This is a genomic window from Cytobacillus sp. FSL M8-0252 (genome assembly GCF_038007345.1).
Classification (GTDB): Bacteria; Bacillota; Bacilli; order Bacillales; family Cytobacillaceae; genus Cytobacillus; species Cytobacillus kochii.
This window is the reverse complement of record NZ_JBBOWZ010000001.1, coordinates 3,828,840-3,851,750: the sequence shown is the minus strand read 5'-3', so window position 1 is coordinate 3,851,750 and position 22,911 is coordinate 3,828,840. Positions and strand designations below refer to the sequence as shown.

Genomic DNA, 22,911 nt, shown 5'->3' with positions numbered 1-22,911 from the left:
TGAGAGAAGGAATGACGGTTAGCAAGCCGAAGCGCACACATACTATTGAGAAAGCAAATATCAGAAAAGCAAAGGAGCTAACTAGAAATATGGAGTACAAAGAAATGCCCACATAAATGATTTCAAAAACAGCCAGAACTGTAGGCAAAAGAGATGGACTGTTATGGGGTGTTTAAGTCCTAAATTACTCAATGTGATTTAGGACTCAATCTGTGACAGTTCGTTTAAAAACAATTATTTAAAATAGTCTTTTTCTAATGATTTTAAGTTCATTAAGCTTTTTTCTGCCCATTGCGTGTTTTTGCTAAGTAATTCTGCACGCATTTTTTCAATGGCTTCTTGAAGTGAATCTTGATAGTCGGGAATATCTTCGGTAAAAGGTTTCACCATTTTTAAAGGGACATTCGTTTGTTCCCTATATGCCAAGGCTCTTCTTTCTTGAAAGAAAACGCCGTCTACTTCTTTAGGATGGTGAAGATCACCTTGTGTAGGATGCTTCAGCACTGCTAAGACCCTTACCAAATAACTTTGCGGACGGATGTCTGTGATTTCTCCAATATATTTCCCTGTTTTGTATATCCCGGTAACTTTATCTCCAATATTTAATTCACTCATTGATGTACCTCCTAACAATTGATCTTGCCTATATTATGAATGAGAAAGAAATGAAAGACAATCCATAAAACAGATAGATAGGCTCTTTACAAAGCGGTACAATATTAAAATAATGGTAGTATAATACATATGCTTGGGAGTGAGAAAATGAGAAAAAAATGGTTTGTTTTATTTGCCACGCTTCTTTTATTACTTGCTGGTTGTGGTGAGAATAACGATACAACTGATGCAGACAAAGAGGACAAGTCAACAGCAGAGGAAAAAACACAAGAAGATGATACAGGCGAAGCTGCTAAAGTAAAAGGTTTCCCACAGCTTTCCAATGAAGTAGGGGAAAATGAGCAAGTCGTTAAGTTGGTAACATCATTAGGCGAAATTACGGTTAAACTTTTTCCCGATATTGCACCAAAGACAGTAGAAAACTTTATCACTCATAGTAAAGAAGGCTATTATGATGGCGTTATCTTTCATCGTGTTATGAAAGAGTTTATGGTCCAAGGTGGAGACCCTGAAGGCACAGGACTTGGTGGAGAAAGTATTTACGGGGAATACTTTGAGGATGAGTTCTCTAATCAATTATTTAATATTCGCGGTGCCTTATCGATGGCTAACAAAGGTGCTGATACAAATGGTAGTCAATTTTTCATTGTTCAGAATACAACATTAGGGGATGGCCTAGAACAACAGATGAAAGATAATGAATATCCAGCTGAAATTATTGAGAAATATGTGGAAAGTGGTGGAACGCCATGGCTAGATGGGCGTCATACTGTTTTTGGACAGGTGATAGATGGAATGGATATTGTTGATGATATTGCACAAGTAGAAGTAAATGAAAACGATAAACCAGTAGAAGACGTGATTATTGAGAAAATACAAGTCATCGAATAAAGGTTGGTATAGATTACATCGACTGTTATAATAAGGATATCAACGAAAGTAAGAAAGGAACATAGCCGTGCTTCAAACTTATGTGTTTTCTTTATTTCTTTATTTTCCAGAAGACAAGACAGAATATATTCCGGCCGTTATATGGTTAGTTGCCTTTATGATTCTCGCAGCATTTGTAATGAGATGGTTTATTCACCACTCAAAAAAAGAGAGTGAAAAAACACGCGAACTCGAAGACCAATTAAAACAAAAAAGTAAAAACTCTTCTGTTGATTGAAGACAACTTTCATGTTTGTAAACTTTTCGACAACCACTTTGAGTAGTGGTTGTATTTTTTTTGGATTGGGAAAAGCTAAGTGCATGATTTTCTTTTTGGAGGCTTTCTTTATGAATAAGAAGATAGTTTATTTATTATTTAGTCTATCTGTTTTATTAATGGGTTGTACAGAACAGGAAGTAAAAAAGGTAGACGTAGAGATGTTTAACGCAGTTGGGGATTCTCTTGGTAAGGTTAAATTAGAAGAGCAAGCCAGTGGGGTCAAGTTAGGGTTAGATTTAAAAGGTCTGCCACCTGGGGATCATGCTATTCATATCCATGAGAAAGGTGAGTGTGAGGCTCCTGACTTTAAATCGGCTGGTAATCACTTTAATCCCGAAGATAAAGATCATGGTTTACTGAATCAAGATGGTCATCATGCGGGTGATTTACCTAATATTATTGTGGAAGATGATGGGAAAGTGAAGACAGACTTAGTTGCAGCTGAAGTTACAATGAAAGATGAAAAGTCTTCATTATTAACAAAAGATGGTACATCTATTGTCATTGATGAAAAAACAGATGATGGAATGACACAGCCTTCTGGCGACTCCGGGGAAAGAATTGCCTGTGGAGTGATTTCGAAAGACAAAGAACCAAAGCAGAAAGAAGCACAAAATAGTAAGAGTTAACCAATATTATATGAATGGAAGAAAGAACAAATTCTGGAAGGAATTTGTTCTTTTTTATTGCTTAGGAAACGATAAAAACTAGGCTGGTTTATCGATGGAAGAGAGTAAACCATTAAGTGAGCGAAGTGAGTCATAAGTTTTTTAAAATAAAATTTATGAAAATCATTGCGTGAATAAAAGTAAGAATATTATGTAAAAAGCGTATTTATTTTATAGTAAATATGCTTTAATAGGTTAAAGGGAGGGGACTTTATGAAGCTACTAGAAAATAGTGTAGTACAACTGATTCCAATGGAAACTTGTCATATTGAAGGGATAAGCAAGGCAGCGAAAGACGAGTCAATTTGGACACATATGTCAGTGGATTTAACCCAATATAGTGACGTCGTTACATATGTTGAAGCGGGTATCAAAAAGCGTGAAGAAGGAAGAGAGTTCCCTTTTGTTATTTTTAATAAAAAGGAGCAGCAAATTATTGGCTGTACCTGGTTTTTAGATGTGGACCTTACCCATAAAAGGTTAGAAATCGGTTCAACATGGATTCATCCTCATTATTGGCGCAGTGCAATCAATACAAATTGTAAACACCTTTTATTGTCTTATTGTTTTGAAGAACTGAAATTTAATCGAGTACAAATAAAAACAGGCCATGAGAACCTCCAATCACAAAAGGCAATTGAGAGAATAGGTGCTAAGAAGGAGGGGATATTACGTAATCATATGATTCGTAGGAATGGAGAAATTCGTCACACAGTGATGTATAGTGTGACAATAGAAGAGTGGCTAGAAATAAAAAAGCATATAGAAGAGAATTTATTGAAATAAAAAACATGTCGGAAATAGTTTTTCCGACATGTTTTTACAGAATCCTTATGAAAATGCTGTTTTTAAACGATGAAGTCCATCCATAAGTATATCATGAGGGCAGGCGATGTTCATACGGACAAACCCTTCACCACCTGGGCCATATTTTGGTCCTGGCTCTAATCCAAGTTTTCCTTTCTTTACAAGCTTTTGCTGAATGTCATCATCAGTTAAGCCGAGTTTACGACAATCTAGCCAGATTAAATACGTCCCTTCTGGATCAACGACATCAATATCAGGCAATTCTTTTTCTATAAAACTTTTTACACTCTGGATATTTTGTTGTAAATATGAGAGTAAAGCTTCTAACCATTCTGTTCCATGGGTATAAGCCGCTTCCATGCCGACCATTCCAAAGATGGATAATTGATGGAAGCCTTGTCTAGCTTGAAAATCTTCAAATTTTTTCCTTAATGTCTCATTTGGAATAATAAGGGCAGATGCTTGCAACCCAGCAATATTAAAAGTTTTCGTTGGTGCAATGCATGTAATCGTCTGGCCTCTCAGTTCCTCGCTTAAGCTAGCGATAGCGACATGTTTTTTCGGCTTATAGACGAGGTCTGCATGAATTTCATCTGATAGGATTAAGCAATCATAAGCGATACATAAGTCACCGATCTTCTGTAAATCCTCTTTTGACCACACATTTCCTCCTGGATTATGAGGATTACAGAGAATAAACATTTTCGCCCCTTTTTTGAGTTGCTGTTCAAAGTCATCAAAATCAATTTTGTAATGTCCATTAACAAGCTTAAGTGGAGAACGTAAAACTTTACGATGATTACTTTCAATGACATTTGTGAATGGCGGATAAACAGGGGTATGTATTAATATATTGTCCCCTTCTTCTGTATAGGTCTGTACGACCGCTGCCAAAGATGGAACCACACCAGTATTGTATAATATGGACTGCAGGGGAATATCCCAGCCGTGATGAACACTTACCCAATCCTTGATTGCTTTTGGTAAGGATGGGGACGCAAATGTATAACCATAAATTCCGTGATCTAAACGTTTTTGTAGTGCATTTGTTACCTCTTTAGGCGGTTTGAAATCCATATCTGCAACCCACATTGGAAGGACATCTTCTTCTCCAAAAACCGTTTTGGTCAATTCCCACTTCACTGATGACGTATTTTTACGATCAAAAATTTCATGAAAATATTGATTTTCCACTTCTATCCCACCATTTCTTTATTTATCGATTTCTATCTATATGATAAGATATGTAAACATAAATGAAAAATAATAAGGTGAATGTATAATGAATACACAACAAATGAATCTATTGTTAGTAGATTGTTTAAATGATTGGGACCCATTTCATATCGGTACAGGCAATTACGATACGGAAATAGCTGATATAATCCAAATAGTACAAACTATTGACGATACTAATGAATTGGCCCATAACATCCAAGCTATATATGAATTCTCTTTTGATGAAGTAATTCCTCTTGCTCAATGTAAAAAATATGCGCAGAAACTCTTGGTGATAAAAAATAATAGTTCTTGCGAGATTGAATGAATGGGTGAAGGAATAAAAATTATCCCACCCCACCATTCTCTTTTTTCTGTAAATATTGTTCGATAATTGCTACAATCTCCTCAGGCTTTTCTTCGGGTATAAGATGTCCTGCCTGCTTAAGGATATGTAATTCGCTATGCGGTAGGTCTCCCTGTAACCTTTGACCGATAGAGAGAGGGACCACCTTGTCTGCCTCCCCCCATATGAGTAAACAAGGAGTGTTAATTGTTTTTAATAAGGTCTCATCCAAATCTCCCTCCCGGTCACGTATCATTCTCGCTAAGGAATAGAAGATATCTTTGTTTAAAAATGGTTCTAGATAACCATCCCTCATGGCATCATCAATCATTTCTTTTTCATATACAACGTTGTTTAAGTTTTTTTCTACACCTGATTTCTCAAGATATCTTTTTACAAAATGAGAAAAGAAAGGTAGGTGACTTGCGTAAACATACTTTGCTGGCATTTTCGGTAGATAAGAAGAGCTACATAATAAGACTACAGCCTCGAGCAAGTCTGGTCTTTGATGAGCAATGTTTAGGCAAATTTGTCCTCCCATTGAATGCCCAACCATCACGATTTGTTGAATAGATAATTTTTCAAGAAGTAAAATAATAGTTGAAGCAATATTTTCATAAGAGTAGATAAACTTTTTTGCTTTTCCGCTCTTCCCAAATGGTGGGAGGTCAATTGTGAGTACTGTATTTTCTTTTTGTAGCAATGGTATGAGTTTTCGAAAACTAAAGCTGGAAGAAAGAAACCCATGCAATAATACAAATGATTGTTTAGGGGTTGGGTGTGGGTAATATTCATAATAAAAGTCATTTCCATTTAGAAGCATTTTATCGTTTAGCAATGGTTGTCCTCATTTCTTTACAGTGATGTAAGGTGTTACTATAAGTCATATCATTCGTGGCCATTGCTTACAAGAAGAAACATTGTATTTTCGGCATAAAATAAAAAATAGGCAATCCTATAACAGATTGCCTTCAACAAAGGGGGAATTCTAGAAAGACTTACAATACAAGCCTTTCCGAATACCTACATGTTTATACGTAAAAATTGGAAATAGTTTCATTCATATCCTGTTGATGAAGCATAGGATGGTTCAACTCGTTCTGATTTTGAAGGTCAACTTGAATGGGTAATTGTATGAACATTTCGTTAATTAATTGTGACTATTTATTGACTATCCATTTTACTTTTGATATTAGCTATAGAGTATGATATAATTTTTTATTGCGTATATAAACGATAAAATATTAATAATTAGGAGTGTTCCCATGTCAGAGAAAATTGAAGTAGGCAGCGTGATTACTGGTAAAGTAACAGGTATTCAACCTTATGGTGCCTTTGTTGCATTAGATGAAAATACACAAGGACTTGTTCACATTTCAGAAGTTACTCATGGCTTCGTTAAAGATATTAATGAACATTTAAGTGTTGGAGATGAAGTACAAGTAAAAGTACTTTCTATTGATGAAAATGCTGGAAAAATCGGTCTTTCTATTCGTGCAACACAAGAAGCACCAGCTCCAACAGTAAAAGAGAAAAAACCTCGTAAACGTCCAAATAATCCTGTAGCTCAAAAAGTAGAGGATAATGGTAGCCAAGGTTTCAATACACTAAAAGATAAGTTGCAAGAGTGGATTGCACAATCTGAGCGTGAAGATTTAATTAAAAAATAAGCTAGTTCAGCTTCATAAAAGACACCGGAAAATCTCGGTGTCTTTTTTTTGTCGAATGAAAGAATCATTTAGTTCCCTGGGAGAAACAATTACAGAGAGGCATTTGTTTTATTTTTTAAAATAAATAAAAAAAGATGTATTCTTTGCAATCCTTAGTAAAAAAAATGATAATAACAAAAAAGGAAGGTGATAGAATGGAGAATTTTACATTTTGGAATCCAACGAGATTGATTTTTGGTAAAGGTGAACTTAGTAAATTAAGTGAAGAGATTTCTCCTTTTGGCCGTAAGGTGCTGGTAGTTTATGGTGGTGGAAGTATTAAAAGGAATGGTCTATACGATAAGGTAATGAATGAGCTTGAGAAAATGAATGCAGAAGTGTATGAACTAGGTGGGGTTGATCCAAATCCTCGTGTCTCTTCCGTTCGTGAAGGTGTGAATATTTGCCGCGAGAAAGAAGTTGATTTCATTCTAGCTGTTGGTGGCGGGAGTGTCATCGATTGTACAAAAGCTATTGCGGGAGCAACGAAATTTGCTGGTGATGCTTGGGATATGGTGACAAATAAAGTAAGAATGGAAGAAGCGATTCCCTTTGGTACCGTCCTTACATTAGCTGCAACGGGTTCTGAAATGAATTCTGGAGCGGTCATTACTAATTGGGAGACACATGAAAAATTGTCTTGGGGAAGCCCGGCTGTATTCCCTCAATTTTCAATTTTAGATCCAGAACATACATATTCAGTGCCAAGAGACCAAACGATTTATGGCATAGTCGATATGATGTCTCATGTACTTGAGCATTATTTCCATTTGGAAGAAAATACGGACTTTCAAGATCGTATGTGCGAATCTCTCTTAACAACGATAATGGATACGGCTCCAAAACTAATAGATGACTTAGAAAATTATGAGCATCGTGCGACCATTTTATATAGCGGTACAATGGCGTTAAACGGTATTCTAAATATGGGTTATAAAGGAGACTGGGCAACGCATAATATTGAACATGCTGTATCGGCAGTCTATGATATCCCTCATGGTGGCGGTTTGGCCATTTTATTCCCTCATTGGATTAAGCATACATTACATGCCAAGCCTGAGAGAATGAAACAATTAGCAATAAGAGTGTTTGAAGTCGATCCAACAGGTAAAACAGATGAGGAAGTTGCATTAGAAGGGATTGCTCGTTTAAGACTGTTTTGGAACAGTATTGATGCACCAGAACAATTATCAGATTATGGTATAGACGATAGCAGGCTAGAAGATATGGCAAATAAAGCCGTTCATAATGGTCCTTTTGGTCGTTTTCAAGTATTAGATAAAGAGGATGTTCTTTCAATCTATCGTTCAGCATTATAAGGAAGAAGCTCTCGTGTGAAACGGGAGCTTTCTTTATAGGTTCTTGTCATATTTGGGTTTAATGGAATTGTGGTCACCTGGTATGAGTTTGCTTATACAAGCATAGTAAAAAATGTGAAGGCTAATTTGGCTTATGCACGAGTGATGGGTTATAAACCTTATTTTTGGAGATGATGTAATCATGAACTATATAACGGGGTTGTGCAAACCGTCGGTGGCGAAGACTGATTCTTGAAAAATTCCTTGTCTTTCGATAAAGTGATAGAGGACTATTGATTCATGAAATACATAAGCGGAGGAATAACGATGACTCATATACAGTTTGATTATACGAAAGCGTTTAGCTTTTTTAGTGAGCATGAACTATCATACTTAAAAGGAGCGGTAACAGCAGCGCATACCGCTATAGAAAATAAAACAGGAGCAGGTCATGAATTCTTAGGGTGGGTAGATTTACCGAAAAATTATAATCGCGAGGAATTTGCAAGAATTCAACAGGCAGCATCAAAAGTCAAGCAAGATTCTGATGTTCTTTTAGTAATCGGAATTGGTGGTTCTTACCTTGGCGCAAGAGCTGCTATTGAGATGTTACAACATAGTTTTTATAATGCTCTTTCAAAAGAAAAAAGGAAAACACCTCAAATCGTTTTTGTAGGCAATAATATTAGCTCTAGTTATATTCATGATGTCATCGATTTATTGGAAGGTAAAGACTTTTCTATTAATGTCATTTCTAAATCTGGAACAACGACAGAACCAGCAATTGCCTTTCGTTTATTCCGAAAAATATTAGAAGAGAAATATGGTGTAGAGGAAGCGAGAAAACGAATTTACGCTACCACTGATAAAGAAAAGGGCGCGTTAAAAACATTAGCGAATGAAGAAGGCTATGAGTCATTTATTATTCCGGATGATATTGGTGGAAGATACTCTGTGCTAACAGCCGTTGGATTATTACCAGTTGCCGTTGCGAATATTGATATTAACCAAGTAATGGAAGGGGCTGAAGCCGCTCGTAAAGAGTTAAGTTCTGCCGATATAGAAGAGAATATCGCATATCAATATGCAGCAGTAAGGAATGTCCTTTATAATAAGGGTAAAACAATTGAAATGCTTGTTAATTATGAGCCGGGGTTACAATACTTTTCAGAATGGTGGAAGCAATTATTTGGTGAAAGTGAAGGAAAAGATCAAAAAGGAATTTATCCTTCATCTGTCAATTTTTCTACTGATCTTCATTCACTTGGTCAATATGTGCAAGAAGGTAGAAGAGATTTATTTGAAACAGTTATTAAAGTGAAGAAACCACGACATGAAGTGAAAATTGAAAACCTTGAAAATGACTTAGATGGTTTAAACTATTTAGCTAATCAATCGATTGATTTTGTGAATCATAAAGCATTCGAAGGAACAATGCTTGCCCATACAGATGGCGGTGTACCTAACCTCATTGTAACGATTCCAGCAATGGATGCATTCACTTTTGGTTATCTTGTCTATTTCTTTGAAAAAGCTTGCGCTATTAGCGGGTATTTACTTGGTGTGAATCCATTTGATCAACCTGGTGTGGAAGAATATAAAGTGAATATGTTTGCATTGCTAGGTAAACCAGGTTATGAAGAGAAGAAAAAAGAGCTTGAAGAACGCTTGAAATAAAAGTCTTCAACTCTTAACGGTCTAATAAGTAAACATAAAACAATTGTATATGGCTGATTGACCACAATTCATGCATAAAGTCTATAGATCAGCCATATATTTTGAGATTTTACCAAACATCATAAGGTTTCTATGTCCAAGATTAACTTGTATTTTTTCAAATGGTACCCAGCTTCTTATCATATAACTTTCGATATCTCCTTTTAGGTATGTTAATCAACAATTCTTACATTCTTCTCTAAAATATATGCTCTTATTGTAAAAAAATAAGACCTGGTTGGTCTTAGATGCTACTTTCCATCCACCGAGCACTTCCATGTTTCGATACTGAAAGTTCGAATAGGTCATAGATAGAGAACTACCCTAGGTTGTTTTCGTTTACTAGATAAACGTACCGAAACATAAGATCAGTAAATGAAATACATATTGGCTATGGGTTTGTTTATCCCGGTATCGCTATTTAAAGCGTGAAGGGTTTATATTACTACTTATTTGTTATGTTTTGAAGAATAATGAAAATTAATATCCTCTATTCATTAAATAGACAAACCAAACAGCATGATTTTGCTCATCTTTAGCTGCTCTATTAAATTGTTCTTTAATATATGGGTCACTGGTTTTATCGGCAATTTCTAAATAGAAGTCCACAGTTTGTTGCTCATCGTTAAATGAATAATCTAAACCAGTTTGATAAGAATTTGGACATTGATCAGTTAATTGAGGCGAATGCTCATGCCCTGTTAGTTGTCTGTATATTTCGTTAAAAATCCTAAAATGTTTTTTCTCATCTTGTCTTATTTCTTTAATAATAGTCCTAGTTTTCTCATTAGGTGCTAATTGCTGAAGTTTCTTATAACAAGTAATTGCAGAGTACTCACCATTAATGGCTTTAGAAATATCCATTATAAGTTCGTGATTGTCTCTAAATTGTATTGGCTTACTCATATAGTACATTTAATCAACTCCTTAATCTAAATCAGTTTAGAATATGCAATTTGAAAAATTAAGGAATTTGTACACAAGAATTATTAAGACTACTAGTACTAAAAATAATGGTGATGAACAAACTCAACGGTTTCACCCATGCTCTAAACAGAGGGTGGAAGGCCGCTGTTTTTTTGCGAAGAGCTTCCAAAGAAGAAGTGATTAGGCTTAAAGAACATTAAGCCTGGTATTTTTTGTTTTCGATTTTAACGATTAATTGATTCGATTCTTTAGCCACTTTTTTTGTCTCCATTACAAGTTGAAAGATGTTTTCGCTACAACGCTGTGCCCCTTTAATTAAAAGTGGCACCCCTATGGAATCAATTCCAAGACCTCGTGAAAAAAAGCCTCCGAGTGTCATAGCTAACGGTACAACAGGAGAGGTATTAGAAAATATTATTTTTTTATTCATAGTTTGATGCTGTAGAGATAATAGTTCACTAAAATTATATAGTGATTTTACAGTTAGTTTGGATGATCTCCTCCCGATAGTATAAACCGTATTACCATCACTATCAATTCCATGATAAATAAACTCCCCAGCGTCCTTCTTTTTTAGCTTGTTAAAGTACGGAACAGATAAAATCTCTTCTTTACTTGGTATTAAATTAGTATCACTCAAAATATTTAGGTGATAGGCAGCGGCTAAAGAGGTGGTATGGGTACCTCCAAAATCGTGATATATATAGATGATTTTTTCTTTCATATCCATCCATCCTCTCTTTTATAATTAGGGTAATCCTACTTCATTCTTTCCATAAAAGTAGCCTATTATAATTCCTTGGAGATTCTTGAGAGGAGCCAAAAGGTGGAAATGATAATCGAAAAATAGGAGAACCGGCTTAAGAGTGGTAATTATAAGTTAACCAGCTCTCGATAATCGCTATGAGAAACGTCTCTGTGCTTAGTTAACTTTGATCCTTCCATAGTACTTGCCAACTCTATTTAAACATGACTAGTATCTGATCAGAACTTATTCTATCCATCACACGGTAACCTGTTTCTGAATATGTGGCGATTCCTTCATCATTCGGTAAACAGTAACCATTAATTGAGCAACTACCATCATCAGTCACTAGCAATTGACCGAGTAATCCAACTGTTACCCACTCTTTACGTTTACTTCTTGGTATATAAGATTGCTGTGAATCGTAGGCGGGGTTTATTTTTGGTGCCACTCGCGTTAACTTTGCGAGGTACTCATCATTAGGGTCACTTGGAATTTGTTCATATTGAGTACGGCCCCATTGATCCTTTAGATACTTATGATGCCAATGCAGTTCAGCGGCATTCCCCTTAATGGCGGAGGCAGCACTTGTAATGCCTAAAATATAGCTGTCTGCGCTGGTTGCTATTTTCACCTTTTTACCTTGTAATGTGATAAATCTACCTGGTGTAATGCTGTTTCCATCAATCGTTTCAAACATTTCAGCATAGTCAGCGCCATTTTCATGAAGTGTGCCATCGATAAATAAATCTCCTGTAGATCCTTGGAGTAGCGCAGCTAAACCTCTGTTGCTAGCACTTGTTCCATTACCGACATGCCAAGAATAATTGTCTGTTGTTTCTCCATATATTCCCATTATATGTGAACCGATATTTGTGGCTATGTTTTGAAATCCTTCAGCATGAGAAAAAACACCTTGGGCTACATTATTTTGTCCTTCTACATGAGCGGCTTGACCAGTCGCGTTATTGTTGACACCCTCCGCATGTGAGGCATTCGCTGTAGATAGGGTATTTAAACCTTCTGCATGAGCACCTGTGCCGCTTGCGGTGGTTCCGTAACCTTCAGCATGCGAACTATTACCAGAAGCAGTATTGGGTAAAGAAGCGTTATTTGCATTCACTCCCCCTTCCACATGGGCCCCATATCCAGAGGCGATATTATTGAACCCTTCTGCATGTGCATAGTTTCCACTAGCGGTGGTTCCTCTTCCTTCTGCATGAGAATAATCCCCACTTGCTAGTGTTGTATTTCCTTCAGCGTGAGCGTTTATACCTTCTGTTCTTGTACGAGATCCTTCGGTGTGCGACGCGTATCCTGCTGCTGTCGTTTCTATTCCCTCGGCATGGGTAAAGGCATTTGAAGCAACAGTTGAACTTCCTTCAGCGTGAGAAACATAACCGCTTGCTTGGGTGAAAAGACCTTCTGCATGAGCAAAGCTATCAGATGCTACGCTGCTACCACCTTCTGCATGTGAAGTGGAGCCAGATGCAGTCGTTAAATATCCTTCTGCATGAGAGTTAGTACCAGAAGCAATAGACCCTTGCCCTTCTGCATGAGAAATACTCCCAGAAGCATTTGTCTGAAAGCCTTCCGCATGAGCATAAGAATTATTTGCAACTGTACTTCTTCCTTCTGTATGAGCAACAAAACCACTTGCTTCAGTGTCCATTCCTTCCGCATGAGCGCTTTCGCCAGAGGCGGTATTCCTTAATCCTTCCGCATGCGTGTAGTCACCACTTGCTGTTGTTGTATTCCCTTCTGAATGGGCACTAAGACCACTGGCTAAGGTGAGTGTTCCTTCCGCATGTGCTTCATTTCCACTGGCAACAGTTTGGTGACCTTCTGCATGAGCAGCATATCCTGAGGCTTCGGTTGTATTCCCTTCCGCGTGAGCAGTATCACCACTGACAACAGTTTCAAATCCTTCTGTATGAGAAGCTAATCCGATCGCTCTAGTTGAGTTCCCCTCTGCATGTGAAGCATCCCCTGTGGTGATTGTACTAAAGCCTTCAGCATGAGAAGCAATGCCATTTGCCTGTGAGGAGCTCCCTTCAGCATGAGAAGCAATGCCGAGCGCAGAAGTAGTCAGCCCTTGTGCGTGACTTGCAGTTGCTGAAGCTTGCGTGTCAATTCCCTCAGAATGGCTAGCTTCTCCAATGGATATAGTGTTGAGACCTTCTGCATGCGAGGCTAATTCAGTCGCAATCGTATTATCGCCTTCCGCATGACTAGCTGTACCAGAAGCAACAGTTTTGAACCCTTCCGCATGTGCATCATTACCAGTTGCAGAACTACTAGAACCTTCCGCATGAGAGGCAGCTCCACTTGCTAAAGTCTTATGCCCTTCCGCATGAGCTGACTCACCTTCAGCAGTTGTTAAACTCCCTTCCGCATGAGAAGCGTCACTAACAGAAGTGGTTTGAAACCCCTCTGTGTGAGCAGCTGTGCCAATAGCATTTGTTTGGCTCCCTTCCACATGAGAAGCGACTCCAGTAGCTAATGTTTCAAACCCCTCCGCATGAGAAGCATTACCATCAGCAGTCGTTGAAGTCCCCTCCGCGTGAGCAGCTTCACCGTTTGCATTTGTATTTATTCCACCTGCATCAGAACAGGCACCATTCGCATTGCGATTACATTCTGCCATTACATAATTCTCTCCTTTCATACGGGTTAATAAAATTATATAGATGTATTTTTAAAAGAGGTTAACTGAAGGCACTCTGTATACATTTACCCTTCATCTGCTATAACTTATGAGTTGAGCACTTATCACGATTGTATGTTTGTCCATTAAGGTTAGCTATTTATGCGAAGAAGCCTAAAGAGAAGTGAAAAGCGCTAGTATTAGTGAGAGGGAATAGGGTAAAACTAAGCAAAATATGATGTTGAAAGGAATGAAAGCAATGAGAGAAATTCATTCTAATATCGAGGGAAAGCAATATCACTTGTTTAAACTGGAGCAGTTATTAAAACCAATGGGTTATACAATTGGAGGGAATTGGGATTATGACCATGGTGCGTTTGATTACAAGATTGATACGAACAATGGTTATCATTTCTTACGTATACCCTTCAAATCCATAGATGGTCAATTAGATACAAGCAATTGTACAGTAGAACTGGGAACACCTTACCTCTTGTCACATATTTACGAGAGCAATATTGATGAAAATAACGCAAATATCGGTAATTTCTCTGCTTCATTTAATCAATTTCAGGCACCAGTTGATAAGGACGGAGAAGTTACCGAAAGATATGTAGCTATAGGTCACGAGCTTGTTAAAGAACTAGAGGGGATTTTGCAATATTAATTTTTTATCGTGATAAGCAAATCCTCTGCTTGAAGTGAAAACGGGTGAGGGGGATGAATAATCATCTCTTCTCCTCGTTTGATGCCAAGAATCAATATATCTTCATTCATTAAGCTAATACTTACATCACGAAAATTAGCCCCAATATGGTCAGTCAATATGGGCTCAATACCTAGTCTTCTTTGATCAATTTGCCTTAGTAAACTGAGAAATGCCGTAACCATTTCTCTTGAAGTAAGGCTACTAATCATGACAAAGCTTGTTAATAAGTTCGTTTGCACGATTTCATCTGCGCCTGCTCGCTTCGCATTTTTCATCTGTTCAGTTGTTAGGATTTCTACAATACAAGGTAAGGATGGATTCATTCCTTTAACAGCAATTAACGTCAAGATACTGTGCATATCTGCTTGGTGTTCGTCTTTGTTTTGATCAGCGGTAATAATCAATTGTCTAGCGTCCATTACACTTGCTTTCATGAGCACATCATCTCTTTGTGGATTGCCTTTGACGAAATGAAGGTTTTGGTGGGGCAATGGATTTTCCTCCAATGTTTCATCAATTAATGTGACGGGTACGCTATTAACATAGCTACATATCGTTTTCAAAATTTCTCTCGAACGAGCATTCCAACCGATGACAATAATATGATCACGGTCTTTAAACTTGAAATTTCCTTGAATATAGTCATTTTGCTTAGCGACAGCGGCAGTAGACAATGCAACGAAATAAGAAGCAATAAAACCTGCTCCTGTCAAAACAAGGACAATTCCTGCTAGTCTTCCGACAACAGAGTGAGGCACAAAGTCACCATACCCGACAGTTGAAGCAGTTATGACAGCCCACCAGATACCATCAAACCAAGTAGGAAAACTATTTGGCTCTAATAAGTGAACAAAACCGCCAAATAGGATAATTGTCATCAGTGCCATGATGAGTATACGAAAGACCAATGGTAAGCGAGTGAAATAAGAATACAGATAATGTGGCATTTTATAAACTCCCCTAGAAATAGTATTATTTAGTATAGGTGAAAATCCATTTTCATAAACGATTTTTACCGATAAATGAAAAGGAAGAGAGGAGAAAGAGAATGAAAGTATTAGTAATAGGAGCGAACGGGCAAATTGGTAAACAAGTGATGGATAAATTAAGTGAAACAACCGGTGATATACCTGTAGCAATGGTAAGAAAAGAAGAACAATTAACTGATTTTAAAAACCGTGGGATGGAAGCGGTCCATGCATCATTAACTGGTACGGTTGAAGATTTGGCTAAGGCTATGCAAGGATGTGATGCTGTTGTCTTCACAGCAGGATCAGGAGGCCATACAGGATATGACCAAACATTGCTCATCGATTTAGACGGCGCAGGTAAAGCAATCGAAGCAGCGGAAAAAGCCGACGTTTCTAGATTTGTGATGGTTAGTGCCATACATGCGAATGACCGAGAAAAATGGTCAGCGATTGAGCCATATATGGCAGCTAAACATTATGCTGATAAAATGCTGATGAATAGCTCATTAGACTACACGATCGTACGTCCTGGTGGCTTATTAAATGAACCAGGAATAGGGAAAGTGAAGGCTTCTGCTTCTCTTGAAAGAAATACAATTCCACGTGAAGATGTGGCTGCAACAATCGTTGAGGTGCTTCATAATGATCAGACCATTCATAAATCATTCGACCTCGTTACAGGGGAGGAAACGATAGGTGAGGCGCTAAAAGGGATTTAGTAAAAAAAATACAGAGACATGGAAATAAATAGAAAGAAACTAGAGCAAATTCTAATAGAGAATTTGCTCTAGTTTCATTTGGAAACAATCTGTTTATAATTTCGTTGCCGACATACTCATGCATTTTTCTTCATATAAGGAATCCCTCCAATTCAAATTAAAAAACGACGAAGAGTACTCAGCTGCCTAAAATGATATTTCCAATTCATTGCTGCAGTTTTTAGATAGATATTACTTTCAGCATTCATTGCATAAAAAATAGTCATATGAGGGGAGGAAAAATTCTATTAAATAAAACCCTACTGTTGGTGCTGTTCAAATATTTATTTTTCGTAGATAATATTCTTTTAAGTACTTTATGAAGGAGAGGAAACAATGGGTATACGTTCTTTTATCCCATTATTAGTTTTATTGAGCTTGTTAGTTAGTTGTACGCCAGAAGGGGAATCCCCATTTACAGAGGGAAGACAAACAAATGATTATCAGGTTGATAGTGACTATTATAAAGAGGCAAAAGGGAAAACGGGAGATGAATTAAAAGCAGCACTTCATGAGATTATAGATGATCATAATGAACTGACTTATCGTGAGGTATGGGAAGCGTTAATGGTGACAGATGAAGATCCACAAAATAGAGACAATGTAATTTTATTCTATAGTGGAAGATCGCAAGACAAGGACTTAAAAGGTCCAGATGCAGATGACTGGAACCGTGAACATATTTGGGCAAAATCCCATGGTGGATTTGATACTGATCCAGGTGTAGGAACAGACCTGCATCATTTAAGGCCGACGGATGTAAGTGTAAATGCTTCTAGAGGAAACTTAGATTTTGATAATGGTGGAAAAGAACATCAGGAAGCAAAGGGTAATTATTATGATCATGATTCTTTTGAACCTCGTGATGAAGTGAAGGGTGATATTGCCAGAATGCTTTTCTATATGGCGGTACGTTATGAGGGAGATGATGGCGAGTTAGATTTAGAATTGAACGATAGAGTCAATAATGGACGCACGCCTTTGCATGGAAAATTATCCGTTTTGTTAACGTGGCATAAAGAGGACCCTGTAGATGAGAATGAACAACGTAGAAATCAATTCATCTATGAAGAATTTCAAAATAACCGCAATCCCTTCATTGATAATCCTGAATGGGCATTTGCTATTTGGGATGATGAACAGTAAAAGTGGAATAGAGTAAGTCTGGTATAATTGTAAATTTTTTTACATTTCAACCAGACTTTTTTTACTTCACGAGAATGAAAGGCAGGCTCATTTTAGCAATAAACAAAATAACTTCAATTTTAAAAAAATAAGCCATTTGTATCAAAAACAATATTGACAGTTGATTTGTATGATGTTAGTTTAAAAGTACTTATATGTTCTTTATAAAGAACTAACAAAGAGGGAGGTAGCGCATGACAGCAATTGCTGGTATATGGAGCTTCAATGAGTGGGAAATTCCCGTTCATTACGGGGATAGGATGTTGCAACAGTTTCAAGGGTTCCGTTATGATCAAGTGCAAACAATAAGAGAGCGCCGCCTATTCTTAAGTTGTTCTTTAAATTGGATTACACCACAATCTAGGGGTGAGGAAATTCCCTATTATAATCGGGAAAAAGGGTTAGCAATTATATGCAATAGTATTATTGATAATCGCGAAGACTTATACCAGCTATTAAATATTCGGAAGTATGAGAGATGTATGATTACCGATAGTCAACTGATTTTATATGCCTATGAAAAATGGGAAGAAGATTGTCCTAGGTTTTTAGTCGGTGATTTTGTATTTATGATTTGGAATGACAAAAAACAAACATGGTTTGGAGCTAGAGATTTCTCAGGCACGAGAACATTATATTTTACTAAAAATGCTTTGTTCTTCTCATTCGCATCGACTATGGGTGCACTACTGACTTTACCAGAAGTAGAAGATACATATAATGAGAACTGGATCGCTGAATATCTTGCTAATCCATTAACGATAGAATCAGTAGATTTAACCTCAACGGTCTATCAATCTATTTATCAAATACCACCTTCACACTCAATCACGATAACGAAACATCATATGCAGATTAAACAATACTGTCACCTACTAGAAGAAAGAGAACCGCTTAAACTAAAGAATGATGAACAATATATTGAAGCATTTCAAGAATTATTTCAAAAAGTAGTTGATTCAAAATTAAGAACATTTAAGGGAAAAGGCGCTCATTTAAGTGGGGGGTTGGATTCAGGTACAGTCACTGCATTTGCGGCCAAATCATTACAAGGGGAACCGTTACATACTTTCAGTTACATCCCTATTCCCAAGTTTGAAGATTGGACACCCAAAAGTAGACAAGCGAACGAAAGACCATGGATTGAAGAGATGCTTAAGCTATACCCTACTCTCGTTCCGCATTTCTTATCTTTCTCTGACCGTAATGCTTATACAGAAATGGATGAGTGGTTGAATGTGATTGAATCACCTTATAAATATTTCGATAATACGTATTGGTTACGAGGGATTTACGAACAAGCATCAGCTTTGGATATAGGTATTCTCCTCAATGGCCAACGTGGCAATTGGACCATTTCTTGGGGTCCAGCGCTTGATTACTATGCAAGTCTTCTTAAAAAGTATCGATTATTACATTTTTTAAAAGAGACTAATTCCTATAGTATCGCTTTAGGTGTTGATCGAAAAAAAGTTTGGTCGACTATTATAAATAAAAAAATAAGAGCATCCCATGTGAATCGGGGGCATCCCTTTCCACAATTTATTCATCCTGCATTTGCAAGGCAAACAAAGGTGTATGAAAAATTAAGAGATAACGGCATTGACCAAGCGGGGAACGGGCTAACTAATGCATATCAAGTGAGAGAAAAACAATTCAATGACCTCTATTATTGGCATACAACAGGGGTATATGGCGCAAAAATGGCCTTGAAATATGGAGTAATTCCTAGAGATCCTACAGATGATTTACGAGTGGTCCGTTTTTGTTTATCGCTTCCGGAGGATCAATTTGTGAAAAATGGATTCAATCGTGCCTTTATTCGTAGAGCAACAAAAGGATATTTACCGAATCTTAACCGATTAAATGTGAAAAGTAAGGGTGTGCAAGGTGCAGATGGGCTGCTGCGTCTCCTACCAAATTGGTCGTCTTTTCTAAATGAAATGGAAAAAGCACTAAACGATCAGCGCATTCAGCACTTTATCGATGTGTCAGTCATCCGGGACCATCTAAAGCGTATTCAGCAACCACAAGCAAACCAGGTGTTTGATGATGATTTTCGCATAGCGATGCGGACACTCATTCTTTACCGTTTTCTTATTAAAGGAGGTGAAACAAGTGACAAAAATTTGGCAAACACCCATTTTGCAAGAACTTGAAATAAAAAGAACAATGGGAGGACCAGGATTAAAAATCCCGGATGCTGTCCAACCAGATGAAGATGAAACCATTCATCATTCGTAAGCACATTAAAGGAACCGGCCCTTGTGCTTATGTATAAGGGCTTCTTAGAAAAGAGTTGGAGAGATAATAAGTTTAATTGACATTTCGTGCGCTAAATATGGACGCTATTGCTCTTAGGTATAGCTTAAAAAAACAGGATAGGCAGAGTCCTTTCTTTTACGCTTATAGGCAGTGGTGTCTGGCGCTTTTCTAAGAAAGGAGGATCGTTTTGGATAAGAAGACACATAAATATCGGGCATTCGGTTTATATGTATTAAGTGATATTCCATTTAAAGAACTTGTTGCTAGTGAAGAATCTGAGCCCTCTAATCTTATTGAGATGATTAGTATTAAACAAAGAGATTTATCATCTATATGGGATAATTATGGAGAGAAAAGAAAATTTAAAGTATTAACAGATCAATCCGTTCTATTTACAGTTAATGAAACGGCAACTTTCTATATTGAGGGGGGCAGGAGTATTTATTTTGACCCTCATCCTAGTAGTTCAATAGATAAGGTCCGTTTGTTTATATTAGGATCGTGTATGGGTGTACTGTTAATGCAAAGGCGGATATTACCCCTTCATGGAAGTGCAGTAATGAAGGATGGCAAAGCCTATTTAATTGTCGGAGATTCAGGGGCAGGAAAGTCGACACTAGCTTCGACGCTTATTCTTAAAGGATGGTCGTTATTAAGTGATGATGTCATACCTATTCAATTAGTAAACGGCACAGCCTATGTAGTACCGAGCTACCCACAACAAAAACTATGGGATGAAAGTATTATAAAGTTAGGTTTATCAGTTACAAGTTATCATCCTCTTTTTGATAGAGAAAATAAATATGCGATACCTGTACAGAATGTATTCACACATCACTCGGTTCCACTTGCAGGTATTTTCGTCCTACATCAGGTGAATGAAAGGCCAAAAGAAATACACCCTTTAAATGGGTTGCAAAAAATTGAAGTTTTGGATGCTCATACATATCGTCCTTTTATGATCGGGCGGTTAGGACTATTAGCTTGGCATTTTGACTTATCGGTTAAGATTGCTAGTCAAATTCCTATGTATGCGATCGAGCGGTCGAACTTATTTTCAGCATATGAGCTGGCAGATACGATTCATAACTTGTTTGAGGAGGAGCAGAATGATAACAAAGAAGCCATTGTCAATCAATGATATCGTGAAACAAGTAAGTGGAAATATGGTAAGCGATATGAACGGTGAGAAAGTGATGCTGAATATTGAAAACGGTAAGTATTATAATTTAGGTGTCATTGGTGGTGAAATCTGGGGAAAGATGCAAGAAGGCGTGTTAATCTCTTCTCTCATTGTGCAAATGCAAGCAGAATACGAAGTGGAGCAAATCAAGTGTGAAGAAGAGGTGTTTTCCTTTCTTGATCAGCTTTTAAAAGAAGGGCTTATTGAAGTACATCAACATGAATAGCATAATTTTTCATAAACTTAAACATTTTCTTGCTCTTCCCTGGGAGAAAAAACAATTATTAATAGAGGCCCTAATTTATCTAGCTTATGCAAGAATCTATAAGCAGTTACCATTTTCTAAAGTTTCACATCTATTAGGTAAGCATATGAAAGAGACAGAACAAACACAGGACCTTCATAGAGAGAATCCTATTCAACAAATTTCTGAAGCAGTACATCATATGAGTCGATATACGTTTTGGGAGAGTGAATGCTTAGTGAAGGCTGTTGCTTGTATGAAAATGCTTGAAAGAAGAGGAATAGAAAGTACTTTATATTTAGGGACTGCAAGGGATGATTACGGTGAGTTTGTCGCTCATGCATGGTTAAGAAGTGGTACTTTCTTTCTGAGCGGGGCGCATGAAAAAGATAAGTTTACAATTGTTAGTATGTTTGCATGTATACCGAAAAAGGAGAAGGAGAGATGGTAAGAACGTCATTGGATAATCAAAATTTACCTTTAGAAATGCAGCTGATCGTATCATTGATGAAAAATGAAAAGCAATTAGTACTTTCATTATGTACCAAGGTAGATTGGGATCAGTTCCTGCTAGCAGTAAAGCATCATCGAATATTCCCGCAAATATATCATGCAATAAATGAACAAAGGGTAGCTGATAAGATGCCAGCATATATATTTACAAAAATAAAGAAAGATTATGAGCAGAATATCTATCGTATGCTGCATTTGACTGCGGAAATGCACACACTCTATTTGCAGTTTCAACAAGCATCTCTACCGCTTCTTTTTCTCAAAGGTCCGATACTAGCTAAAGAGCTTTACGGTGATCTGTCTTTGCGTACTTGTGCTGATATTGATTTGCTGGTGCCGATTGAACGTATTGAACAAGCAGAACAATTAATGCTCCTACAAGGTTATGAAAAAGATGAATATATTGAATCGGTGATGGATGATTGGAAATGGCGACATCACCACTTTACCTATTTTCATAAGCAACATCGAACGAAGGTAGAAGTTCACTGGCGCCTTCACCCTGCACCAAGCACAGAGCCCCATTTTACCGAGTTATGGGAGAGAAGAAGAGAAAGCCAATGGAGTAGTCAAATTAGCTTTCCTTATTTAGGTGAAAAAGATTTATTCTATTTCTTAAGTACTCACGGTGCTAGGCACGGTTGGTCAAGGTTAAGATGGCTGTTCGACATTCATCAGATCTTGTTACAGGGAAGTTTTGTGAATGATAAGGACTGGTCACATCATTTAACCCAATACCAATACGATAAAATCGCTGGGCAGGCATTATTATTATCAGTGAAACTATTTAATTCAAATGTAAAATCAACATGCATGGATAAGCGTGCATCAATAAAATTAGCAAGAGGGGCATCGTTTTATTTTCACCAATTGGTTTCGTTACATGATCATCATGTACCAAAGGAAATTGCTCATTATCATGCGCAATATTTACGTAGTTTATTTACTTTGAAGCAGAAGTTCATTCATTATTTGCAATGGTTCTATCCTTTGTCCGAAGATTATCAAGCATTCCCGTTACCGAAAAAATGGTTCCCACTCTATTATGTGATAAAACCTTTTCTATGGCTAAATAGGAAACGGCAAATACTACAAAATGCAAGAAAGAAAACTTGTTGACTTGTTCTTTATAAAGAACTAAAATGAAATAAATCTAATCTAATTCTATTTTTTTACT

The 22,911-nt window shown here is 37.1% G+C and carries 24 protein-coding genes; 17 read left to right on the top strand and 7 right to left on the bottom strand.

Features of this window, described 5'->3' with window-relative positions:
* Nucleotides 1-234 precede the first annotated feature (234 nt).
* Nucleotides 235-615, bottom strand: a complete 381-nt coding sequence (locus MKX83_RS19405) for a kinase-associated lipoprotein B (protein WP_095372069.1) — start codon at nucleotides 613-615, stop codon at nucleotides 235-237.
* A gap of 147 nt (nucleotides 616-762) precedes the next feature.
* On the opposite strand from MKX83_RS19405, the gene MKX83_RS19400 reads away from it, so the two are divergent.
* The 4 genes from MKX83_RS19400 (at nucleotide 763) to MKX83_RS19385 (ending at nucleotide 3,279) form a co-directional block, all read left to right on the top strand.
* Nucleotides 763-1,506: a peptidylprolyl isomerase gene (locus tag MKX83_RS19400; RefSeq protein WP_341057242.1), complete on the top strand. Its 744-nt coding sequence runs from the start codon at nucleotides 763-765 to the stop codon at nucleotides 1,504-1,506.
* 67 nt (nucleotides 1,507-1,573) lie between these two features.
* Nucleotides 1,574-1,783, top strand: a complete 210-nt coding sequence (locus tag MKX83_RS19395) for a hypothetical protein (RefSeq protein WP_095372071.1) — start codon at nucleotides 1,574-1,576, stop codon at nucleotides 1,781-1,783.
* 110 nt (nucleotides 1,784-1,893) lie between these two features.
* On the top strand, nucleotides 1,894-2,454 hold the full coding sequence (locus tag MKX83_RS19390; protein ID WP_095372072.1) for a superoxide dismutase family protein: 561 nt from the start codon (nucleotides 1,894-1,896) through the stop codon (nucleotides 2,452-2,454).
* A gap of 252 nt (nucleotides 2,455-2,706) precedes the next feature.
* A complete protein-coding gene (locus tag MKX83_RS19385; protein ID WP_307318151.1) occupies nucleotides 2,707-3,279 on the top strand; it encodes a GNAT family N-acetyltransferase in 573 nt (190 codons plus the stop codon).
* A 45-nt stretch (nucleotides 3,280-3,324) separates the two neighbouring features.
* On the opposite strand, the gene MKX83_RS19380 is transcribed toward MKX83_RS19385, so the two are convergent.
* Nucleotides 3,325-4,494, bottom strand: coding sequence for a MalY/PatB family protein (locus tag MKX83_RS19380; protein WP_341057237.1), 1,170 nt, complete (start codon nucleotides 4,492-4,494; stop codon nucleotides 3,325-3,327).
* An 88-nt stretch (nucleotides 4,495-4,582) separates the two neighbouring features.
* Here MKX83_RS19380 and MKX83_RS19375 point away from each other — a divergent pair, with 88 nt between their 5' ends.
* On the top strand, nucleotides 4,583-4,846 hold the full coding sequence (locus MKX83_RS19375) for a DUF1871 family protein (protein ID WP_341057234.1): 264 nt from the start codon (nucleotides 4,583-4,585) through the stop codon (nucleotides 4,844-4,846).
* Nucleotides 4,847-4,865: 19 nt separating this feature from the next.
* Here MKX83_RS19375 and MKX83_RS19370 read toward each other — a convergent pair whose 3' ends face one another.
* Entirely contained in the window at nucleotides 4,866-5,702 is an 837-nt protein-coding gene (locus tag MKX83_RS19370) for an alpha/beta fold hydrolase (RefSeq protein ID WP_341057231.1), read from the bottom strand.
* Between the two features lie 427 nt (nucleotides 5,703-6,129).
* On the opposite strand from MKX83_RS19370, the gene yugI reads away from it, so the two are divergent.
* The 3 genes from yugI to MKX83_RS19355 all read left to right on the top strand — a co-directional run bounded on the left by yugI (nucleotide 6,130) and on the right by MKX83_RS19355 (nucleotide 9,548).
* On the top strand, nucleotides 6,130-6,534 hold the full coding sequence (gene yugI, locus MKX83_RS19365) for a S1 domain-containing post-transcriptional regulator GSP13 (RefSeq protein WP_341057225.1): 405 nt from the start codon (nucleotides 6,130-6,132) through the stop codon (nucleotides 6,532-6,534).
* Between the two features lie 194 nt (nucleotides 6,535-6,728).
* Nucleotides 6,729-7,892, top strand: coding sequence for an iron-containing alcohol dehydrogenase (locus MKX83_RS19360; protein ID WP_341057223.1), 1,164 nt, complete (start codon nucleotides 6,729-6,731; stop codon nucleotides 7,890-7,892).
* Between the two features lie 306 nt (nucleotides 7,893-8,198).
* Complete coding sequence (locus MKX83_RS19355; protein ID WP_341057220.1) at nucleotides 8,199-9,548, top strand: glucose-6-phosphate isomerase; 1,350 nt, start codon at nucleotides 8,199-8,201, stop codon at nucleotides 9,546-9,548.
* A 519-nt stretch (nucleotides 9,549-10,067) separates the two neighbouring features.
* Here the strand turns inward: MKX83_RS19355 and MKX83_RS19350 are convergent.
* From MKX83_RS19350 to MKX83_RS19340, 3 genes are all read right to left on the bottom strand, one after another.
* Nucleotides 10,068-10,502, bottom strand: a complete 435-nt coding sequence (locus tag MKX83_RS19350; protein WP_341057218.1) for a ferritin-like domain-containing protein — start codon at nucleotides 10,500-10,502, stop codon at nucleotides 10,068-10,070.
* Nucleotides 10,503-10,710: 208 nt separating this feature from the next.
* Entirely contained in the window at nucleotides 10,711-11,226 is a 516-nt protein-coding gene (locus MKX83_RS19345) for a DUF3189 family protein (protein WP_180317064.1), read from the bottom strand.
* A 247-nt stretch (nucleotides 11,227-11,473) separates the two neighbouring features.
* Nucleotides 11,474-13,906, bottom strand: coding sequence for a peptidase G2 autoproteolytic cleavage domain-containing protein (locus tag MKX83_RS19340; protein ID WP_341057216.1), 2,433 nt, complete (start codon nucleotides 13,904-13,906; stop codon nucleotides 11,474-11,476).
* 259 nt (nucleotides 13,907-14,165) lie between these two features.
* Here MKX83_RS19340 and MKX83_RS19335 point away from each other — a divergent pair, with 259 nt between their 5' ends.
* The gene (locus MKX83_RS19335; RefSeq protein ID WP_095373616.1) at nucleotides 14,166-14,573 is read left to right on the top strand and encodes a YugN-like family protein; all 408 of its coding nucleotides are present in this window, start codon (nucleotides 14,166-14,168) and stop codon (nucleotides 14,571-14,573) included.
* On the opposite strand, the gene MKX83_RS19330 is transcribed toward MKX83_RS19335, so the two are convergent.
* Complete coding sequence (locus tag MKX83_RS19330) at nucleotides 14,570-15,562, bottom strand: potassium channel family protein (protein WP_095372086.1); 993 nt, start codon at nucleotides 15,560-15,562, stop codon at nucleotides 14,570-14,572. The two genes, MKX83_RS19335 and MKX83_RS19330, sit on opposite strands and share 4 nt — an antisense overlap.
* 101 nt (nucleotides 15,563-15,663) lie before the next feature.
* Here MKX83_RS19330 and MKX83_RS19325 point away from each other — a divergent pair, with 101 nt between their 5' ends.
* From MKX83_RS19325 to MKX83_RS19290, 8 genes are all read left to right on the top strand, one after another.
* Nucleotides 15,664-16,305 carry an SDR family oxidoreductase gene (locus MKX83_RS19325; RefSeq protein ID WP_328197406.1) on the top strand — a complete coding sequence of 214 codons (642 nt, stop codon included), beginning with the start codon at nucleotides 15,664-15,666 and terminating at the stop codon, nucleotides 16,303-16,305.
* A gap of 375 nt (nucleotides 16,306-16,680) precedes the next feature.
* Nucleotides 16,681-17,490 carry an endonuclease I family protein gene (locus MKX83_RS19320; RefSeq protein ID WP_445293167.1) on the top strand — a complete coding sequence of 270 codons (810 nt, stop codon included), beginning with the start codon at nucleotides 16,681-16,683 and terminating at the stop codon, nucleotides 17,488-17,490.
* 233 nt (nucleotides 17,491-17,723) lie between these two features.
* On the top strand, nucleotides 17,724-19,688 hold the full coding sequence (locus tag MKX83_RS19315; RefSeq protein WP_341057213.1) for an asparagine synthetase B family protein: 1,965 nt from the start codon (nucleotides 17,724-17,726) through the stop codon (nucleotides 19,686-19,688).
* Nucleotides 19,648-19,773: a paeninodin family lasso peptide gene (locus MKX83_RS19310; protein WP_224937966.1), complete on the top strand. Its 126-nt coding sequence runs from the start codon at nucleotides 19,648-19,650 to the stop codon at nucleotides 19,771-19,773. The genes MKX83_RS19315 and MKX83_RS19310 overlap by 41 nt, the downstream gene beginning before the upstream one ends.
* A 208-nt stretch (nucleotides 19,774-19,981) precedes the next feature.
* The gene (locus tag MKX83_RS19305) at nucleotides 19,982-20,935 is read left to right on the top strand and encodes an aldolase (protein WP_307318131.1); all 954 of its coding nucleotides are present in this window, start codon (nucleotides 19,982-19,984) and stop codon (nucleotides 20,933-20,935) included.
* Nucleotides 20,904-21,203, top strand: coding sequence for a lasso peptide biosynthesis PqqD family chaperone (locus tag MKX83_RS19300; RefSeq protein WP_095372091.1), 300 nt, complete (start codon nucleotides 20,904-20,906; stop codon nucleotides 21,201-21,203). Before MKX83_RS19305 ends, MKX83_RS19300 begins: the two co-directional genes overlap by 32 nt.
* The gene (locus tag MKX83_RS19295; RefSeq protein WP_307318129.1) at nucleotides 21,196-21,672 is read left to right on the top strand and encodes a lasso peptide biosynthesis B2 protein; all 477 of its coding nucleotides are present in this window, start codon (nucleotides 21,196-21,198) and stop codon (nucleotides 21,670-21,672) included. The genes MKX83_RS19300 and MKX83_RS19295 overlap by 8 nt, the downstream gene beginning before the upstream one ends.
* Complete coding sequence (locus MKX83_RS19290) at nucleotides 21,666-22,853, top strand: nucleotidyltransferase domain-containing protein (protein ID WP_307318127.1); 1,188 nt, start codon at nucleotides 21,666-21,668, stop codon at nucleotides 22,851-22,853. Before MKX83_RS19295 ends, MKX83_RS19290 begins: the two co-directional genes overlap by 7 nt.
* The last annotated feature ends 58 nt before the right edge of the window (nucleotides 22,854-22,911 follow it).

Coding starts and splice junctions, on each gene's coding strand:
- MKX83_RS19405 (WP_095372069.1), bottom strand. CDS start 615: ATGAGTGAATTAAATATTGGAGATAAAGTTACCGGGATATACAAAACA.
- MKX83_RS19400 (WP_341057242.1), top strand. CDS start 763: ATGAGAAAAAAATGGTTTGTTTTATTTGCCACGCTTCTTTTATTACTT.
- MKX83_RS19390 (WP_095372072.1), top strand. CDS start 1,894: ATGAATAAGAAGATAGTTTATTTATTATTTAGTCTATCTGTTTTATTA.
- MKX83_RS19385 (WP_307318151.1), top strand. CDS start 2,707: ATGAAGCTACTAGAAAATAGTGTAGTACAACTGATTCCAATGGAAACT.
- MKX83_RS19375 (WP_341057234.1), top strand. CDS start 4,583: ATGAATACACAACAAATGAATCTATTGTTAGTAGATTGTTTAAATGAT.
- yugI (WP_341057225.1), top strand. CDS start 6,130: ATGTCAGAGAAAATTGAAGTAGGCAGCGTGATTACTGGTAAAGTAACA.
- MKX83_RS19360 (WP_341057223.1), top strand. CDS start 6,729: ATGGAGAATTTTACATTTTGGAATCCAACGAGATTGATTTTTGGTAAA.
- MKX83_RS19355 (WP_341057220.1), top strand. CDS start 8,199: ATGACTCATATACAGTTTGATTATACGAAAGCGTTTAGCTTTTTTAGT.
- MKX83_RS19350 (WP_341057218.1), bottom strand. CDS start 10,502: ATGTACTATATGAGTAAGCCAATACAATTTAGAGACAATCACGAACTT.
- MKX83_RS19340 (WP_341057216.1), bottom strand. CDS start 13,906: ATGGCAGAATGTAATCGCAATGCGAATGGTGCCTGTTCTGATGCAGGT.
- MKX83_RS19335 (WP_095373616.1), top strand. CDS start 14,166: ATGAGAGAAATTCATTCTAATATCGAGGGAAAGCAATATCACTTGTTT.
- MKX83_RS19330 (WP_095372086.1), bottom strand. CDS start 15,562: ATGCCACATTATCTGTATTCTTATTTCACTCGCTTACCATTGGTCTTT.
- MKX83_RS19325 (WP_328197406.1), top strand. CDS start 15,664: ATGAAAGTATTAGTAATAGGAGCGAACGGGCAAATTGGTAAACAAGTG.
- MKX83_RS19320 (WP_445293167.1), top strand. CDS start 16,681: ATGGGTATACGTTCTTTTATCCCATTATTAGTTTTATTGAGCTTGTTA.
- MKX83_RS19315 (WP_341057213.1), top strand. CDS start 17,724: ATGACAGCAATTGCTGGTATATGGAGCTTCAATGAGTGGGAAATTCCC.
- MKX83_RS19300 (WP_095372091.1), top strand. CDS start 20,904: ATGATAACAAAGAAGCCATTGTCAATCAATGATATCGTGAAACAAGTA.
- MKX83_RS19295 (WP_307318129.1), top strand. CDS start 21,196: ATGAATAGCATAATTTTTCATAAACTTAAACATTTTCTTGCTCTTCCC.
- MKX83_RS19290 (WP_307318127.1), top strand. CDS start 21,666: ATGGTAAGAACGTCATTGGATAATCAAAATTTACCTTTAGAAATGCAG.